The sequence below is a fragment of the Methylomonas sp. Uni0009 genome (assembly GCF_054188105.3).
In genome coordinates this window covers 4,736,342-4,754,566 of the sequence record NZ_JBTAFN010000001.1, presented here as the reverse complement: position 1 = coordinate 4,754,566, position 18,225 = coordinate 4,736,342, and the positions used below count along the sequence as shown (strand labels likewise).

Annotated in this window: 17 protein-coding genes; 13 read left to right on the top strand and 4 right to left on the bottom strand. The window is 50.5% G+C overall.

Going from position 1 to position 18,225, the window contains the following annotated elements; all coding sequences use genetic code 11:
- Window positions 1-2 precede the first annotated feature (2 nt).
- From recN to htpG, 4 genes are all read right to left on the bottom strand, one after another.
- Window positions 3-1,685: a DNA repair protein RecN gene (recN, locus tag ACWAU0_RS21875; protein ID WP_458137944.1), complete on the bottom strand. Its 1,683-nt coding sequence runs from the start codon at window positions 1,683-1,685 to the stop codon at window positions 3-5.
- Window positions 1,686-1,689: 4 nt separating this feature from the next.
- Window positions 1,690-2,571, bottom strand: a complete 882-nt coding sequence (locus ACWAU0_RS21870) for an NAD(+) kinase (RefSeq protein WP_415880489.1) — start codon at window positions 2,569-2,571, stop codon at window positions 1,690-1,692.
- 788 nt (window positions 2,572-3,359) lie between these two features.
- On the bottom strand, window positions 3,360-4,160 hold the full coding sequence (locus ACWAU0_RS21865; protein ID WP_033155250.1) for an abortive infection family protein: 801 nt from the start codon (window positions 4,158-4,160) through the stop codon (window positions 3,360-3,362).
- A gap of 130 nt (window positions 4,161-4,290) precedes the next feature.
- Window positions 4,291-6,228, bottom strand: coding sequence for a molecular chaperone HtpG (htpG, locus tag ACWAU0_RS21860; RefSeq protein ID WP_458137943.1), 1,938 nt, complete (start codon window positions 6,226-6,228; stop codon window positions 4,291-4,293).
- 126 nt (window positions 6,229-6,354) lie between these two features.
- Here htpG and ACWAU0_RS21855 point away from each other — a divergent pair, with 126 nt between their 5' ends.
- From ACWAU0_RS21855 to ACWAU0_RS21795, 13 genes are all read left to right on the top strand, one after another.
- Window positions 6,355-7,983 carry a tetratricopeptide repeat-containing response regulator gene (locus ACWAU0_RS21855; protein WP_171695825.1) on the top strand — a complete coding sequence of 543 codons (1,629 nt, stop codon included), beginning with the start codon at window positions 6,355-6,357 and terminating at the stop codon, window positions 7,981-7,983.
- A gap of 4 nt (window positions 7,984-7,987) precedes the next feature.
- Complete coding sequence (locus ACWAU0_RS21850; protein WP_458137942.1) at window positions 7,988-8,671, top strand: sensor histidine kinase; 684 nt, start codon at window positions 7,988-7,990, stop codon at window positions 8,669-8,671.
- A gap of 110 nt (window positions 8,672-8,781) precedes the next feature.
- Window positions 8,782-9,852 carry a dTDP-glucose 4,6-dehydratase gene (gene rfbB / locus ACWAU0_RS21845; protein ID WP_033155745.1) on the top strand — a complete coding sequence of 357 codons (1,071 nt, stop codon included), beginning with the start codon at window positions 8,782-8,784 and terminating at the stop codon, window positions 9,850-9,852.
- 24 nt (window positions 9,853-9,876) lie between these two features.
- Window positions 9,877-10,773: a dTDP-4-dehydrorhamnose reductase gene (gene rfbD, locus ACWAU0_RS21840; protein WP_458137941.1), complete on the top strand. Its 897-nt coding sequence runs from the start codon at window positions 9,877-9,879 to the stop codon at window positions 10,771-10,773.
- Window positions 10,774-10,775: 2 nt separating this feature from the next.
- The gene (gene rfbA, locus ACWAU0_RS21835) at window positions 10,776-11,660 is read left to right on the top strand and encodes a glucose-1-phosphate thymidylyltransferase RfbA (RefSeq protein ID WP_458137940.1); all 885 of its coding nucleotides are present in this window, start codon (window positions 10,776-10,778) and stop codon (window positions 11,658-11,660) included.
- Window positions 11,660-12,208 carry a dTDP-4-dehydrorhamnose 3,5-epimerase gene (rfbC, locus tag ACWAU0_RS21830; RefSeq protein WP_458137939.1) on the top strand — a complete coding sequence of 183 codons (549 nt, stop codon included), beginning with the start codon at window positions 11,660-11,662 and terminating at the stop codon, window positions 12,206-12,208. Before rfbA ends, rfbC begins: the two co-directional genes overlap by 1 nt.
- Window positions 12,209-12,269: 61 nt before the next feature.
- Window positions 12,270-13,067 (top strand): ABC transporter permease, encoded by a 798-nt coding sequence (locus tag ACWAU0_RS21825; RefSeq protein WP_458137938.1) that lies wholly within the window; start codon window positions 12,270-12,272, stop codon window positions 13,065-13,067.
- Between the two features lie 2 nt (window positions 13,068-13,069).
- Complete coding sequence (locus tag ACWAU0_RS21820) at window positions 13,070-13,786, top strand: ABC transporter ATP-binding protein (protein WP_458137937.1); 717 nt, start codon at window positions 13,070-13,072, stop codon at window positions 13,784-13,786.
- Between the two features lie 33 nt (window positions 13,787-13,819).
- Window positions 13,820-14,761, top strand: a complete 942-nt coding sequence (locus ACWAU0_RS21815; RefSeq protein ID WP_458137936.1) for an NAD-dependent epimerase/dehydratase family protein — start codon at window positions 13,820-13,822, stop codon at window positions 14,759-14,761.
- A gap of 121 nt (window positions 14,762-14,882) precedes the next feature.
- Entirely contained in the window at window positions 14,883-15,455 is a 573-nt protein-coding gene (locus ACWAU0_RS21810) for an SIS domain-containing protein (protein WP_458137935.1), read from the top strand.
- A 29-nt stretch (window positions 15,456-15,484) separates the two neighbouring features.
- Window positions 15,485-16,471: a GDP-mannose 4,6-dehydratase gene (locus ACWAU0_RS21805; RefSeq protein ID WP_458137934.1), complete on the top strand. Its 987-nt coding sequence runs from the start codon at window positions 15,485-15,487 to the stop codon at window positions 16,469-16,471.
- 3 nt (window positions 16,472-16,474) lie between these two features.
- Window positions 16,475-17,296, top strand: a complete 822-nt coding sequence (locus ACWAU0_RS21800; protein WP_458137933.1) for a transketolase — start codon at window positions 16,475-16,477, stop codon at window positions 17,294-17,296.
- Window positions 17,293-18,219 carry a transketolase family protein gene (locus ACWAU0_RS21795; RefSeq protein WP_458137932.1) on the top strand — a complete coding sequence of 309 codons (927 nt, stop codon included), beginning with the start codon at window positions 17,293-17,295 and terminating at the stop codon, window positions 18,217-18,219. The genes ACWAU0_RS21800 and ACWAU0_RS21795 overlap by 4 nt, the downstream gene beginning before the upstream one ends.
- The last annotated feature ends 6 nt before the right edge of the window (window positions 18,220-18,225 follow it).

Here is an 18,225-nt window from a genome sequence, read left to right as displayed (position 1 = left end):
CGTTAATCGGACGCCAAGCCGCCCGATACCAGCATCTCCCGCGCATGCGCCAAGGTGTTTTCGGTAATCGTTACGCCGCCCAGCATGCGGGCCACTTCGTTGACTCGTTCGTCTTCGCTGAGGCGGTGAACCGTGGACGATGTCACCGCCGCTTTTTGATTCTTGGCGACAAATAAATGCTGATGCGCTTGCGACGCGACTTGCGGTAAGTGAGTGACGCACAATACCTGGCGGTTGAGGCTCAAACGCCTGAGTTTTTGGCCGACGATCTCGGCGATGCCGCCGCCGATGCCGGAATCGACTTCATCGAAAATCATCGTTGGCGTGGTTTTATCGGTGCTGGTGGTGACCTGGATCGCCAAACTAATCCGCGATAACTCGCCGCCGGATGCTACTTTGGCTAGCGGCTTGGCCGGCAAACCGGGGTTGGTGCTCACTAAAAACTCGATGCTGTCCACACCGTTGCGTTGCGGTTCTGCGTCTTCCGGCGTGCGGAGATTGACGAGGAACTCGCCGTGCGGCATGCCCAATTCCTTGATGGCGTAGGAAATGCGTTGCTGCAACTCCGCGCCCGCTTGGCGGCGACTGGCGGACAATTCGCCGGCCAATTTGCGGTACTGGCTTAATAGCCGCTCGCAATCGGCATTCAGGCTTTCGATACGTTCGCTGCTGTGGCTGAGGTTATCCAGTTCTGTGGCAAAGCGCGCGGCCAATTCCGGCAATTCTTCCGGCTGGATTTTATGCTTGCGGCTCAGCGATTGAATCACGCCGATCTGGTTTTCCAGCCAAGTCAGTTGTTGCGGATCGGCCTCCTGGTTTTCCAGGAAACGGCGCAATTGCTGGGTGGCTTCGCCGATCTGGATTTCCGCATCGCTCAATAACTCGGCAACACCGTTCAACTCGCCGGCATATTGGGCCAGTTCGTTGATGGCATGAATCACATGGCCCAGCATGTCGGCCACCGATTGCTGATCGTTGTCGTACAAAATATCCAGTTGCTGTTGGCCGACACCGAGGATTTTGCCAAGGTTGGCCAACTTGTGATGTTCGTCTGCGAGGGCTTGGTAATCGAAATTTTCCAAATCCAATTGCTGCAATTCTTCCAGTTGATAACGTAGCAATTCCTCGCGCTCGGCTTGGTCGCTGCCGGCTTTTAACAATTGCTGCAGTTGCTTATGTGCTTGCTTCCAGTTTTGGTAACAGGAATTCAGATCGTCCAGCAAGGCTCGATTGCCGGCGAAGCCGTCCAGTAGCCGGCGTTGTTCCTCGCTGTCCAGCAAGGTCAAATGGGCGTGTTGGCCGTGGATTTCCACCAATTGCCGACTCAGGCCTTGCAGGGTTTGCAGATTGACCGGCCGGTTGTTGATGTAAGCCTTGGAACGGCCGTCGTCGCTGATGGTGCGGCGAATCATGCACTGGCCTTCATCGTCCAATTCGTTATCGATCAGCCATTGCTTGACCAGCGGCGCCTTGCCTAAATCGAATTCGATATTCACTTCGGCGCGTTTGCTGCCCGGCCGCACGTACCCAGAATCGGCGCGGTCGCCCAAGGCCAGGCCCAAGGCGGTCAGCAAAATCGATTTGCCGGCGCCGGTTTCGCCGGTTAGCACCGACATGCCGGGATCCAGATCAAGGTCCAGCGCGTCGACGACGGCTAGGTCGATAATATTCAGGTTTAACAGCATAGCCTTAGGCGGGGTAGCCGCTCCAGTTGAGTTTGCTTCTTAGGGTATGGAAAAAATCGTGATCCGCAGGATGCAAAATTTTAATCGGTTTGGCGGCTTTTTTGATGACGATTTTGTCGTTGATCCGCACGTCCGGAATCTCCATGTGGTCGCAAGTTACTAGGGCATTGATCTGTTTGGTCTGGCTGAAACGGATCTCGATGACCACGTTGTCGTCGATGACGATGGGCCGATTAGACAAGGTATGCGGGTTCAACGGCACCAACACCAGCGCGTTCAAAGCGGGATGCAGAATCGGGCCGCCCGCCGATAGCGAGTAAGCGGTAGAGCCGGTCGGCGTGGCGACGATCAGGCCGTCCGAGCGCTGGGTATTCAGATACACGCCGTCGATGCTGGTGACAATCTCGATCATGCTCGGCGTCACCCAGCGGTGTACCACCACCTCATTGACGGCCGTTTGCTGGTGGATGATTTCGTGATCGCGGATGATATGGGTGCTGAGCAACTGGCGCTGCTCGCTCTTGAACTCCCCCGCCAAAATTTTATCCAGGCGGCTGGACAACTGCTCCGGCGAAATATCCACTAAAAAACCCAGCCTGCCGAGGTTAACGCCCAGCAGTGGCGTTTCAAAATCAGCGGCGGCGCGGGCTGCGGCCAGAAAGGTGCCGTCGCCGCCGACGGCGATAATCAAGTCGCACAATTCCGGCAGGCGCTCGATATGCACGCCGTTTATATCTGCGCCGGTTATCAACTCCGCACTTTGGCTGTCTACGACAATGTCGTGACCGCGGGTTTTTAGGTAACGGAAAAGTTCGTTCAGCGTCACGGCAATACCGGGATCGCCGCATTTGCCGATGATACCGATACGCTGGAAGGGGCTTGGCATGGTTGGGGTGGTTAATATTGAGTAAGTTCGATTATAGGGGATTGTGTTTTTATTCGGTAGCCTTGTGTGATTTGTGTCGCTGGCGCGACGGATGGTTTGGATGTTGGGTCTCGGCCCGACGGCCGAGTAACTTTTCTTTGTTTGGCCAAAGAAAAGTCACCAAAAGAAAAGCCACCCGGATCCCGCTTTGGTCCTGCGCGCCGAAGCTTTCGCCGGGGGGTGACGAAAGGGGCTTCCTGCCTCTTCGTCAACGTGCGGCATCCATGCCGCACCCCTTCGGGCTGATCCCAACGAAAGCTCTGGTGCTCGGCGCGGCATACGGGAGAGACTCCACTCCGGAATTTATCGTTAAGTAGGCTAAATTGCTCTAGTTCCCACGTGTCACGTGGGAACTCAGATGTACCGCGCTGCGGTGCATTTGTGCCGCAGCGCGGCCAAGCCTGCATTACCACGCGGCGCGTGGGAACGAGGAAAATCAATTTGACACGAGTCAAGTGTAGCCTCGATGGAGCGCCAGCGGAATCGAGGGCGACGACCATCCGGTTATCAAGCCCACGACGGAAATTGGGAAAATTGGCCATCAGATCATCAGGGCAACGTCGACAAACGGTAGGGGATTGGCCTTCGAATCCTCGATTGCATCGAGGCTACTTACTACTTGCTAGTTCCCACGTGTCACGTGGGAACTCAGATGTACCGCGCTGCGGTGAATTTGTGCCGCAGCGCGGCCAAGCCCTGCATTACCACGCGGCGCGTGGGAACGAGGAAAACCCGTCCCGCTCAAGGGGTTATGCGCCTGCGTGCCAGCGTTCCATTACGAATGTGACGACAGTATGTGCTGCGTTAACTGCCAAGCGTGCCTCGGCTACTTTAATCTTGGGCGGCGCGACCCCGCGCCCATGTGCTGAACCAATGTGCGTTCGATAGGCGCCGACGCCATCTATTATTGAAGCTACGCCTTGAAGAATCTTCTTCTGATCGTCTCTCAGAGTTGGGTCAATGTTCAACCCCAAATGAGTCTGAACGGTCTTCCAGAGCGGTGAAATAGATTGGACGGTAGGCATATCGAGTGCAAAGGTGTCAATGTACGTTTTACAGAGCGCTTCCACGATTGAGCTTGCAGCGGTTATTGCAGCTTGAGGATCTCGCTCAAGCTGAGTGATCGCGCGCGCAAATTCTGCCTCAATAGACGCAAAGTCACCTTGCTTTAGGTAGTCGGATAGAGTCTTTGCAGTGATGCACGCTCCGGCTAAAGTCACATAGCCGTTGATCTGATAGGTAAGTTGATTCTTTGAAAGGCTCTCCCGAATGCGGTTCTGGCCTTCGGCGATGTTCGGCTGCAAATCCGAGGGTTCTAGGTCCATGAACCTCTGAATTACCTGTCCTAGCACGGAGAGTGCATCTATAGCTGGATCATTGTTGCATCTTTTAAGCCAAGCTGTGCACTTGGTCTCGCAGTTGCCTTCTGGTGCATCACCGGGTGCACCGCATTCTAAGAACAGGGCGTTCAATTTCGAATGGCTGTAATAGTGCGCCGCGATGACTGATGACACGGCGCCAATGACTGAGTTGGGAATGCTGTTAGACATGGAAGGTTCAGACGACTATAAGCAATTAAAAGGATCTGTCTGTCGGCAAAAGTTAACGGATATACTGACCACTTTAGCGCGACAACCACAAAAAAGGCCGGTTTCCCGGCCTTTTCCAATACAAAACAGCTTATTTCAACAACCCCTGCAACAACCCATTCAACTTATGCACAAACGCGGCCGGGTCGTCCAACTGGCCGCCTTCGCTGAGGATGGCCTGGTCGAACAATATATGGCTGATGTCGGCGAACCGCGCGTCGTCCTGCTCGTTTTTCAGGGCTTGGACGATGGCGTGGTCCGGGTTGATTTCGAAGATCGGCTTGCTGTTGCCGCCCATGCCGAACATGCCGCCGGCTTGGCCGGCTTCCTTCATGATCCGCTCCATGTGCAGGCTCATGTCGTAAGCGCCGGTGACCAGGCAAGCCGGGGAGTCGGTCAACCGGTGGCTGATTTTGACTTCGCTGACTTTGTCGGTCAGGACCTCTTTGAGTTGTTTAACCACCGATTCGAAGTCCTTGCTGACTTCTTCCTGGTGTTTTTTCTCTTCTTCGGTATCGAATTTGTCCAGATCCAGCTCGCCTTTGGCAATGGATTGCATGTGCTTGCCGTCGAATTCGGTCAGGCTGGAGACCAGCCATTCGTCGATACGGTCGGTCAGCAATAGCACTTCAATGCCTTTTTTACGGAACACTTCCAGGTGCGGGCTGCTTTTGGCGGCGGCGAAGCTGTCGGCGGTGATGAAGTAGATTTTCTCCTGACCTTCCTTCATCCGGCTGACGTAGTCGGCCAGCGACACGTTCTGGGTTTTGTCGTCGGTATGGGTCGATGAGAAGCGCAACAGGCCGGCAACGCGGTCCTTGTTTTTGTGGTCTTCAATCGGGCCTTCTTTGATGACGTTACCGAATTGCTCCCAGAATTTTTGGTATTTCTCCGCGTCGTTTTCGGCCAGGTCTTCCAGCAAGCCCAAGACCTTTTTAACGGCGCCGCCTTTGATGGTGTTGATTTGTTTGCTTTGTTGCAGGATTTCCCGCGATACGTTCAGCGGCAGGCTGTCGGTGTCGATCACGCCGCGAATGAAGCGCAGATAGCGCGGCATCAATTGCTCGGCATCGTCGGTGATGAAGACTTTTTTTATGTACAGCTTGACGCCGTGTTTGGCGTCGCGGTCCCACAAATCAAACGGCGCGCGGCCCGGTACGTAAAGCAGCAAGGTGTATTCGTTGGTGCCTTCCACCTTGCTATGGACGTGAACTAGCGGGTCCTGGAAGTCGTGGCCTACGTGTTTGTAGAACTCGTTGTACTGCTCTTCCGTGATGTCGTCTTTAGACTTGGTCCAGAGAGCCGAGGCGCTGTTGACGGTTTCGTCTTCGACGCGGGCTGGCGCGGTTTCGTTACCTTCCTCGTCTTTCTCGGCCGGGATTTCCTTGCTCATGATGATGGGCAGGGAAATATGGTCGGAATATTTTTTGATGATGGAGCGCAGTTTCCATTCGCTGAGGAATTCTTCTTCGCCTTCTTTCAGGTGCAGCACGATTTCGGTACCGCGGCCGGCTTTGTCGACCGATTCGATGCTGTATTCGCCCAGGCCGTCGGATTCCCAACGCACACCGTCGCTGGCGGGCGCGCCGGCTTTGCGGGTGGTTAAGGTGACTTTGTCGGCAACGATGAACGATGAATAAAAGCCCACGCCGAATTGGCCGATCAGTTCGCTATCCTTGGCCTGATCGCCGGTCAGCCTTTCGAAGAAGGCTTTGGTGCCGGATTTGGCGATGGTGCCGATGTGGTCCTGCACTTCTTCGCGGGTCATACCGATGCCGTTATCGGTAATAGTGATGGTCTTTTTGGCTTCGTTGAAATCGACGCGGATTTTCAGTTCGCTATCGCCTTCGTACAGGCTGTCGTTGGCCAAGGCTTCGAAGCGCAATTTGTCGGCGGCGTCGGAACCGTTGGAGATCAGCTCGCGCAAAAAGATTTCCTTGTTGCTATACAAGGAGTGAATCATCAAGTGCAGCAAATGTTTTACTTCGGTTTGAAAACCAAGGGTTTGTTTGTTTGCTTCAACAGTCATGTCTATACTCATTTGGTTGTAAAGTGGACTCGGGCGAGTTGGGGATGATAATTTTATTTTTCAAGTCCGCCCGCTACGTGGATTTTATGGAGCCGATTTCTTGAGCGTTTTATTAGCCTTTCTGCCATGAGTTTTAGTTTAGCCGGCAAAAGTATCCTGATTGTCGAGGACAATCCCGTGTTTCGCAAAGCGATGCGCGACATGCTTTATAGCTTGCAAGCCGTCACTGTTGTCGAAGCGGATAATGGCATAGCCGCGATCAATGCCATGAGCAAAAGCAGTTTCGATATTGTGTTGTGCGATTACAACCTGGGTGTGGGTAAGAACGGGCAGCAGGTGCTGGAGGAAGCCAGACACCGGAATTTAATCGATTATCGCTGCGTGTTTGTATTGATCAGCGCCGAGCAGACTACCAGTGCCGTGTTGGGGGTTATGGACAGCAAGCCCGATGAATATCTGACCAAGCCCTTTAACGCGCAGCAACTAATGAGTCGGCTGACACGGAATTTTGCCCGCAAGGAATTTATGGCCAGTGTCGACAAGGCGTTAGCCGCTGGCGATTTGTCTAAAGCTATTCAGTTATGCGATGCACTATTGCTGTCCGGGGACAAGAAAATGCATTTGCATTTGCTGAAAATGCGTGCCGAGCTGGCGATTTCCGCCGGCGATTTCGACAAGGCCAGGCAGATATATCATGAAGTTCTGGAGCATAGAGAACTGCCCTGGGCGCGCTTAGGTTTGGGAGTGATCGATTTTCAAAACAATAACATCGAACAAGCGATTGCCGGTTTTCAGAGCCTGGTGGCTGACAATCCGATGTTGATGGAGTGTTACGACTGGCTGGGCAAGGCCTACGAAGCATTGGATCAGTACAGCGACGTCGAAAGTGTGTTGCAGCAGGCTTTGCAATTGTCGCCGCAATCGATACTCAGGCAAAAAAAACTGGCCGAAGCGGCGGACCGGAACGGCAATCTGGAAACCGCCGAGAAGGCCTATAAGTCGGTGGTGAAGCTGGGCAAGCATTCCGTGCATCGTTCCTGCAGTGATTTTGCCGGATTGGCCAAGCTTTATGCCAAAACCAATGCCGCGGACGAGGCATTAAAAACGCTGGAGGAAATGCGCAAAGAATATGCCAATCATCCCGAGGCGGAATTACGCGCCTCGACTGTGGAGGCGGATGTGTATAAAACGCTGGGTAACGACGAGTTGTCGCAGAAAGCGTTGCTAAAAGCGGTGGATATATGCAGCCGCTTGGGTAATAAAGCGCCCAGGGACTTGCAGTTGGAGGTAGTGAAAACCTGCTTCCTCAGCGATGAACACGATAAAGCCGAAGAAATACTTTACGATCTGATTCATGCACATATCGACGACGAACAATTTTTGAACGATTTACGCCGCATGCAAAGCGGCATTGGCATGGATAATCACTCGGAAATTCTGATTCAAAAAACCAAGCAGGCTTTGATTGCGACTAACAACAAAGGGGTGGCGCTTTATAAACAGGGTAAGTTTTCCGAAGCATTGGATTTGTTCGAACAGGCCATTCTGACTATGCCGGATAATAAAACCATCATCGTGAATATGTTGAAGATCATGATTCATGATTTGAAGGTTAATGAGTTTTGCGAAGAAAAAAATCAGCGCATCAGAGCTTTATTTATTAAAGCCAAGCAAATTGGCGTTGATCCACATAAGCTGGGGATATTACAAATGGAGTATGCGAAATTGCGGCAGTCTCAAGCGGTCAAGGCTTAAACCCATGCAAACCCATCCTAAAAACAACGATTTGTTTCCGACTATTCTCGCGTCAACCGTTCACGATATAAAAAACTCATTGGGTACCTTGCTGGAGCTGGTTAGGCAAACTGCTGCCAAACAAGACGGCCCATCCGCTGAGTTAAATCAGTTGGAATTCGAGGCGGCTCGCATTAATCACAGTCTGATGCAATTGCTGGTGATGTATAAGGTCGATTCGCAAAAATTTAGTTTGCATATTGAAGAATGCCCGGTGATCGATATTCTCGATGAAGCGATTCATCAACAGGCGCGCTTGGCTGGATTGCACAACATTGATCTACAAGTGGATTGTGGCGATGACGAGATGTGCTACTGCGATAACGCCATCATCAGCAATGCGCTGGCAGCTGTCTTGAATAATGCTTTGCGCTATACCCACAAAACCGTTTTGATTGCCGTGACTGAGGAGGACGGTTATCTAACCATCGCCATCGAAGACGACGGTGCGGGTTATCCGCCTCATTTTTTAACCGCGGACTTAAACGATACGGCCGAATTGGACTGGGTGTCGGGAAATACCGGCCTGGGTTTGTATTTTGTGTCGGTAATGGCCGGCCTGCACAAAAATGCCGGGAAAAACGGATTTGTGCGGATCGACAACGAAAGTCGTTTGGGTGGGGCGAGGTTTAAACTTTTTTTGCCTTAAGGATTGCAGAATCATTAGACACTGAAGGATGGTACTAAGGTACAATGGCCCCGGTAATAATAGCGTTTTTCGTCGGGCAGACGGTTAGAAAAAATAAGAAAACTTTAAAAATGAGTATTTTAGTCACCGGTGGGGCCGGGTTTATCGGCAGCAATTTTGTATTGGATTGGTTGGCGCAAAGCGACGAATTGCTCGTCAATTTGGATAAATTGACCTATGCGGGTAACTTACAGAATTTGGCTTCTCTACATGACGATGACAGGCATGTATTTGTTCAAGGTGACATTGCGGATTACGATTTGCTGCTGAGTTTACTGCAAAAGTACCGGATTCGGGCCGTGATCAATTTTGCTGCCGAATCACATGTTGATCGTTCCATCCACGGACCGGAAGATTTTATTCAAACCAATATCGTCGGCAGTTTCCGTTTGTTGGAAGCGGTACGGCAATACTGGAACAACTTGGAACAGCCGGCCAAGCAGGCTTTTCGTTTACTGCACGTGTCTACCGACGAGGTGTACGGTTCTTTGGAAAAGACCGATGCGCCGTTCGCTGAAACCCACCAGTATCAACCCAATAGTCCTTATTCAGCCAGTAAAGCCGCCAGCGATCATTTGGTGCGTGCTTATCACCATACTTACGGTTTGCCTGTATTGACTACCAATTGCTCCAACAATTACGGTCCTTATCATTTCCCGGAAAAACTCATCCCGCTGTGCATTCAGAACGCCTTGTCCGGCAAAGCTTTGCCGATATACGGCGACGGTCAACAGATACGCGATTGGCTGTTTGTGAAGGATCATTGCAGCGCGATTCGCCGGGTGCTGGAAGCCGGCAAGCTTGGCGAGGTTTATAACGTCGGCGGTTGGAACGAAAAAGCCAATCTGGATGTAGTCAACACGCTATGCAGTATTCTGGATGAGCTGCAGCCGCGTAGCGACGGCAAATCCTATGCCGAACAGATTACCTATGTCACCGACCGGCCTGGGCACGACAGACGTTATGCCATCGATGCCGGCAAGCTGGAACGGGAGCTAGGCTGGAAACCGGCGGAAACCTTTGAGACCGGCATTCGCAAAACCGTGCAGTGGTATTTGGATAACCAAGCCTGGGTTAGCAATGTGTTGTCCGGTGACTACCAGTCCTGGCTCGATAAAAACTATGCAGGGCGCACTGCGTGATCAATGCTTTGCATGGTTGAGTGAATGAAAGTTTTATTGTTCGGTAAAAATGGCCAGCTGGGTTGGGAGTTGCAACGCAGTTTGGCGCCTTTGGGCGAATTGCTTGCGCTTGACAGATTCGACCAACATTATTGCGGCGATTTAAGCAACCCCAACGGGATTGCCGAAACGGTTCGCGCGCTGCGTCCCGATGTCATCGTCAATGCTGCTGCCTATACCGCAGTGGATAAGGCCGAGTCGGAAAGCGACTTGGCGAATACGATCAATGCGGTGGTGCCGGGAGTTTTGGCGGCAGAAGCCAAACGTATCGATGCGTGGTTGCTGCACTATTCGACGGATTACGTATTCGACGGCAGCGGTGATAAACTCTGGCGGGAAGATGATCAGGTTGGGCCGTTGAATGTCTATGGGCAAAGCAAATTGGCTGGGGAACGAGCCATTCAGGCCAGCGATTGCCGGCATTTGATTTTTCGGACCAGTTGGGTTTATGCAGCCAGAGGTAATAACTTTGCCAAAACTATGCTGCGCCTGGCGCAAGAACGGCAACAGCTATCGGTGATTAACGATCAAATCGGTACGCCAACCGGCGCCGAATTGCTGGCGGATGTGAGTGCCCACGCCATTCGTCATGCCTTGAAAACACCTGAAGTGGCTGGTGTTTATCATCTAACCGCTAGCGGCGAAACCAGTTGGTACGACTACGCACATTTGGTGCTTGACTATGCCCGTCAAGCCGGACTGGCGCTGAAAACCGACAAACAATCGGTTACGGCAATTCCCACCAGCGTTTACCAAACGCCGGCGCAGCGGCCATTAAACTCACGTATGAACACCGAAAAGTTGCAAAGCGTGTTTGATTTACAACTGCCGGCTTGGCAAAAGGGTGTCGAGCGAATGTTGTCTGAACTGTACGGAAAGTGACTATGAACCAGCGCAAAGGCATCATCCTGGCCGGAGGATCCGGCACCCGGCTGTATCCGGTAACGAAAGCGGTTTCCAAACAACTGCTGCCGATTTACGACAAGCCGATGATTTATTACCCGCTCAGCACGCTAATGCTGGCCGGAATTCGCGATATTTTGATCATTTCCACGCCGCAAGACACCCCTTTGTTTCAGCATTTGCTGGGTGATGGTAGCGATTGGGGGATTAATCTGCAATATGCCGTACAACCCAGCCCGGACGGACTGGCGCAAGCTTTTATCATCGGCAGGGATTTTGTCGGCTCGCAACCCAGTGCATTGGTATTGGGTGACAACATTTTTTACGGCCACGATTTACACGTTCAATTGAAACGCGCGACTGATCAATCCTCAGGGGCAACGGTTTTTGCCTATCATGTCAATGACCCGGAGCGCTACGGTGTCGTCAGCTTTGATCCTCAAGGCCGGGCAACTTCACTAGAGGAAAAACCGACGCAGCCAAAAAGTAATTATGCAGTCACCGGTTTGTACTTTTACGACAATCAAGTCGTCGATATAGCCGCCAATTTGCAGCCGTCGCCGCGCGGCGAGTTGGAGATTACCGACGTCAATAAAATGTATCTGGACCTAAATCAGCTTAGCGTCGAAATCATGGGTCGCGGCTATGCCTGGTTGGATACGGGTACTCATGCCAGTTTGATCGAGGCCAGCAATTTCATCGAAACCATCGAAACCCGGCAGGGTTTGAAAATCGCCTGTCCGGAGGAAATTGCCTGGCGTGGCGGCTGGGTTGGCGATGAGCAAATCGAAAAATTGGCCAAACCATTGGCGAAAAATGGCTACGGCCAGTATTTACTGGGCCTATTGAATAAGCAGGTGTTTTAATGCAAGCAACTAGACTTGCTATACCCGATGTCGTTTTATTTTCACCAAAAGTATTCGGTGACGAACGTGGTTTTTTCTTTGAAAGCTTCAACCAAAAAATTTTTCAGGAGCTGACAGGATTAAGTGTCAATTTTGTTCAGGACAACCACTCCAAATCTCAAAAAGGAGTGTTGCGCGGATTACATTACCAATTGCCGCCTAAGGCGCAAGGCAAGTTGGTGAGGGTGGTGCAAGGCGAAGTCTTTGATGTGGCTGTTGATATTCGTAAAAACTCACCGACGTTCGGGCAATGGGTCGGCGAAATATTAACGGCGGAAAACAAGCGGCAATTGTGGATACCAGAAGGATTTGCGCATGGCTTTCTGACCCTATCGGAGACAGCAGAATTTCTATATAAAGCTACTGATTATTACGCGCCGGAATATGAGCAGTGCATTGCTTGGGACGACAAAAAGCTTAATGTAAATTGGCTTCTTACAGATGATCCGGTTTTATCTGCAAAAGATAGGCAAGGTCATACTTTGGGAGAGGCGGCAGTATTTACTTGAATTATAGAAAGCTTCTTCGTATATCTCTTTACTAAAAATTACACAATTTTCATTATATTAAATGTTGTTTTTCAGAAGACTTTCTTTAGCGGTAGATGATATTTTTATGGGGTTATCCCAATATCATATTTGGTTTTACTTGGCATGGCAGGATATCAAGCAGCGCTATAGACGCTCGGCCATTGGGCCATTTTGGATTACAATTAGTACTGGTATTATGGTTTTAGCCATGGGCCCCCTCTATGGGGCGCTTCTTAAGCAGGATATTGGTCCCTACATTCAACATTTGTCAGTTAGTATGATTATTTGGGGTCTTATTTCTGGATATATTAACGAGTCTTGTATGGCTTTTATCAGTGCCGAGGGGTATATTAAGCAGATCAAGATGCCTTTAACAGTGCACCTGCTAAGGGTGCTGGCAAAAAATTTGTTGTATTTTTTGCATAATGTTGTGATTATCTTAGTTGTGCTGTTTTTGTATCCACCTCAAAATTTAAAAGCTTTTTTTTTAATACCGTTAGGTTTTTTCTTGTTATTTGGAAATCTTTTTTGGATTGGGTTGCTTTTGAGTATCCTTAGTGCGAGATTTCGAGATATTCCCCAGATTATCGCCAATATAATGCAAGTATTGTTTTTTATCTCACCGATAATATGGAAAGTAGATATGCTAGGCTCGAATCATTTTGCTGCGGATGCAAATCCACTATATCATTTCATTGAATTGATCCGGGCTCCCTTGTTAGGTGGAAACATTGATTCGCTTTCATGGGTCGTATCAACATCGCTGATATTCGGGGGGGGGGGCGTGGCGCTATTGGTGTTTACTCGTTATCGCTCACGTATTGCGTATTGGTTGTAATAATGTCCTTGATACACGCGAAAAATGTAGTAGTGGATTTTCCTATTTACGGAAGTACGGGCAATCGATCATTTAAAAAAGTAGTGATGAATGCTGCTACTGGTGGATTGTTTGCCAAGGATGCGGGCGAACGAGTTGTAGTTCGGGCGTTGGATAATATTAATTTTGACTTTAAGGAAGGTGATAGAGTAGGTCTGATAGGTCACAACGGCTCAGGGAAATCAACGCTACTTAGAGTTTTAGCTGGTATCTATGAGCCGGTTAGTGGCGAATTGAAGGTGAATGGCCGAGTGACTTCCATGTTGAGTATTACCCTTGGTATGGATATGGATGCGTCCGGGTTGGAAAATGTATACATGCGCGGTCGTGTAATGGGATTGCGTGCAAAACAACTTGATCAAATTGTCGAAGATATTGCCGAATTTTCGGGTATTGGTGATTATTTGCATCTTCCGATGAGAACCTATTCAAGTGGTATGTCCATGAGGCTAGCGTTTGCGATTTCTACCTGCGTAGATGCCGATATTATTCTCATGGATGAATGGTTGAGCGTAGGCGATGCGGAATTCATTGGTAAGGCTCAAGAACGAATGAATGGATTGGTGAAAAATGCAAGAATTGTAGTTATTGCATCACATGATCATGCGTTAATTAAAGAACAATGCAACAAAGTTATAAAGTTGGAACATGGTAAAATCGTTAGTTTTGAAGAGTCTTGAAAATTTGAACAATCACATGAGAGGAATGAAATAATGAGGGTTTTTGTAACAGGGGCTTGCGGCTATAAAGGTACTGTGTTGGTTCCAAAACTATTGGCCGCCGGACATGATGTAGTTGCTTTCGATACCATGTGGTTCGGAAACCATTTGCAGCCGCATCCGAGTTTAACGGTCATCCAAGGAGATGTGAGGGATATTGAAACCATCAACCTGGATGGCGTCGACGCGATTATTCATTTGTCCTCTATCGCCAACGATCCGTGTGGCGATTTGAATCCGCAATTGACTTGGGAGGTCAGCGCCCTGGCAACAATGCAATTGGCGGACAAAGCCAAGCGCAAAGGCGTAAAACAGTTTATCTATGCCTCTTCGGGTAGCGTTTATGGCGTCAAGGAAGAAGATCAAGTTACCGAAGATCTTGAGCTTAAACCCATTTCGGAATACAACAAAACCAAGATGGTTGCCGAGAGAGTTTTGCTAAGCTACCAAGACGATATGGCAGTGCAAATCGTCCGTCCAGCTACTGTTTGCGGCCTGTCGCCGCGCATGAGATTGGATGTGGCGGTCAATATGTTGACCATGCAGTCCCTATCAAAAGGTAAAATTACGGTTTTCGGAGGCAATCAGGCGCGCCCGAATATACACATGGACGATATTACCGATGTATATTTGCATTTTCTGGCGCATCCGCAATTTACCGGTATTTATAACGCTGGCTTCGAAAATATTACGATCCTGGAAATCGCAAATCTGGTGACCCAATATATCCCGGTCGAGATTATCGTCACAGAATCCAACGATCCTCGTTCTTATCGGGTTAATTCCGATAAACTCCTGGCCACCGGTTTCAAACCCAAGAAAACGGTCGACGACGCCGTGCGTGAAATTATCGTGAAGTACAAAGCCGGGGAGTTGAAGGATGAAGACCGTTGCTACAACCTTAAATGGATGCAGCAAACCGTTCTCGCCCAATAACGAGCGTTTTTGATAATAAATCTAATCAAGCAAAGTCAATTTCTTATGTTTATGCTTACTGATCTAGGGGTTTAGATGAGTATTGGGCCTGGATTGGCTGTGCGCAAAAAACCAATAAAATATGAGTCCTCAAGATTCTTGCCTTCAATATAGTGCTCGCCTTCAGTCCGTGCTTTCGTCTGCCGATTGGAGTGGTGTTTCGTCTCTGGCGGAGGCGATGGAAAAGTGCTGGCAGTCGGGCCGTCAGGTGTTTTTCTGCGGTAACGGTGGTAGTGCGGGGAACGCTGTGCATATGGCAAACGATTTTGTCTATGGCGTGGCAAAAAAGACCGGCGGCGGCATCAAAGCCACGGCGTTGTCAGCCAATCAGTCGGTCATGACCTGTTTTGCCAATGATGTCGGCTACGACAGCATATACTCCGAACAGCTTGCCGTTTTTGCGCAAGCCGGTGATGTGCTGGTGGCGTTGTCCGGGAGCGGTAACTCGCCTAATATCGTTAAAGCCATCGAACAAGCCAAGACCATGGACGTCAAAACCTATGCAATTCTGGGTTATAGCGGTGGAAAATGTAAGGATCTGGCCGACGTGTCAATTCATTTTCCTATCGATGACATGCAGATTGCGGAAGATATGCAGCTGATCGTCGGGCATATGCTGATGCAGTGGTTGTACACCAAAAGACCTAGCGTTTGAATCGCAAGCACCATTTAAGAGACATACACATGCAGACTATCTTTGTTATCGGCAGTAATTCATTTTCCGGCGCCACCTTTGTCGATTACGCGTTAAAGCAGGGCGTTAGGGTGATCGGGACCAGTCGCTCAGCTGAACCGGTAGACGCGTTACTGCCGTATAAATGGTACGATCATTCGAATTTTCAATTTCATCAGTTGGATCTTAATCTGCACTTGGCTGAGATTATTGCGCTGATTCAGGCCGAGCAACCCGCCTATGTGGTGAATTTCGCGGCGCAGAGTATGGTCGCGGAAAGTTGGCGGGATCCAGCGGATTGGTTTATGACCAATGCGGTTTCCACCGTCAAATTGCACGACGAATTGCGCAAATGCGATTTTCTGCAGCGCTATGTGCATGTTTCCACCCCGGAAGTCTACGGAAGTTGTTCCGGATTCGTGCAGGAAGACTTTCCGTTCAATCCCAGTACGCCGTATGCGGTTTCGAGAGCCGCCGCCGACATGAGTTTACGTTCCTTCCATGCGGCTTATCAATTTCCGGTTGTCACCACCCGGGCTGCCAATGTATATGGGCCGGGGCAGCAACTTTATCGGATCATTCCGCGGACTATCTTGTTCATCTTGTTGGGCCGCAAATTACAATTGCACGGCGGCGGTGTATCCACGCGTTCGTTCATCCATATGCAAGACGTCTCCGATGCGACTTGGAAAATCATGTTGAACGGAATTAACGGCAGCACCTATCACATCTCTACCGACAACGTAATCTCGATCCACGACCTGGTGTTGCGGATTTGCGAAAAATTGGGTGTGCCTTTTGACGAGCACGTCGAGGTAGTGGGAGAGCGATTGGGTAAGGACGCCGCTTACCACCTCGACAGCAGTAAATTACGCGCCGAACTCGGCTGGCAAGACGAAATCGGTTTGGAGCAGGGCTTGGACGAATGTATTGCTTGGGTACGGCAAAACTTCGACGTCCTGAAAAACCAACCCTACGATTACATTCATAAGGCCTGAGCCATGGTCGACATCTCCGAACTCAAGGGCTTGGCCAGCGTTTTGCGCGCACGCATCATCGAAAACTCTCACAAGACCGGCACGCCGCATTTGGGGTCCTGTTTATCTACCGTTGATATCTTGGTCGGCTTGTATTTTTCGGCCCTGAAAATTGACCCGCGAGCGCCTGCGGCTCCGAACAGGGATAGATTTATTTTAAGCAAAGGGCACGGTGCGCCGGCTTTATTTCAGGTATTGGCCATGAAAGGGTTTTTCCCGGAGTCCTGGCTGGATGCTTACGGGGAAGACGGCGGTATTTTTGCCGAACATCCGCCCACGCCCGATCATCTGGTGGGTATCGAAGCGGCAACGGGTTCCCTGGGGCACGGTCTGCCCATCGGTTTGGGCATGGCCCTTTCCGCCAGAATTCAGCGGCAAACGTACAAAGTTTACGCGCTGCTGGGTGACGGCGAGTGCAACGAGGGATCGGTATGGGAAGCGGCGATGTTGGCTGCTGCCCAGAAAGTGGAGAATTTAATGGTGTTCGTCGATTTCAACAAATGGCAGGCTACCGACCGTAGCGAATCGGTGCTGGCATTGGCGCCGTTTGCTGAAAAATGGCGGGCATTCGGGTGGGATGCTTGCGATATCGACGGGCATGATATGGAACAAATACTGGATGTGCTCGCGAAGCCGAATACTTCCGGCAAGCCGGTAGCGGTGATTGCCCATACCGTAAAAGGCAAGGGTGTGTCGTTCATGGAGGATGATAACAACTGGCATTACCGGATACCGAATGCGGAAGAAGTGATCGCGGCCAAGCGAGAATTGGGGGTGGCGGCATGAGAAACGCATTTGCCGATGAGGCAACTAAATTAGGTCAAGCGGACTCGCGCGTCGTGTTGTTGTCCGGCGATATCGGCAATAAATTGTTCGATAAATTTAAAAGCGCCAACGAAGGGCGTTTTATCAATTGCGGGATCGCCGAAGCCAATATGATGGGCGTGGCCGCGGGTATGGCGTTATCCGGTCTACGCCCCATCGTCTATACCATCACTCCGTTTACCACTACCCGTTGCTTTGAACAAATCAGGGTGGATGCTTGCTATCACAACGTACCGGTCATCATTGTTGGAACCGGTTCCGGACTATCGTATGCGGAATTGGGGCCAACCCACCATTCCTGCGAGGATTTGGCGATCTTGCGTGTGTTACCGAACATCACGGTATTGGCGCCCGCCGATGAGGTCGAATTGCGGCAATGCATGCGCGCGGCCCTGAAATTGGACGGCCCGGTATATATCAGGATAGGTAAGAAGGGCGAAGAGATCATTCCCAAGCCTGACGACTCTTTCGCAATCGGACACTCGATCACGGTTAAGGGCGGTGCTGATGTTTGTTTGATTGGCACGGGCACGATCATGCCTGAAGTACTTAAAGCCGCGCAGTTACTTGAGCAGGAAGGCGTTTCGGCGCGAGTGGAAAGTTGCCATACCGTCAAACCGCTTGATTTGGTCATGTTGGCGGAGGTGTCGGGCAAATTTTCGCTGCTGGCGGTGGTGGAAGAACATAGCAAAATTGGCGGCCTCGGCGGCAGCATCGCGGAATGGCTTGCGGCGCAAAATGGCGTTAAGCCTAGGTTATTGGGTTTCGGTACCGACGACGAGTTCATGCACGAAGTGGGAACTCAGGAGTATGCGCGCGCAAAATACGGGCTGACTGCTGAAAACATCGCCAGCAAAGTAAAGCTTGCGTTAGCTGCTGGTTGAGGTGGG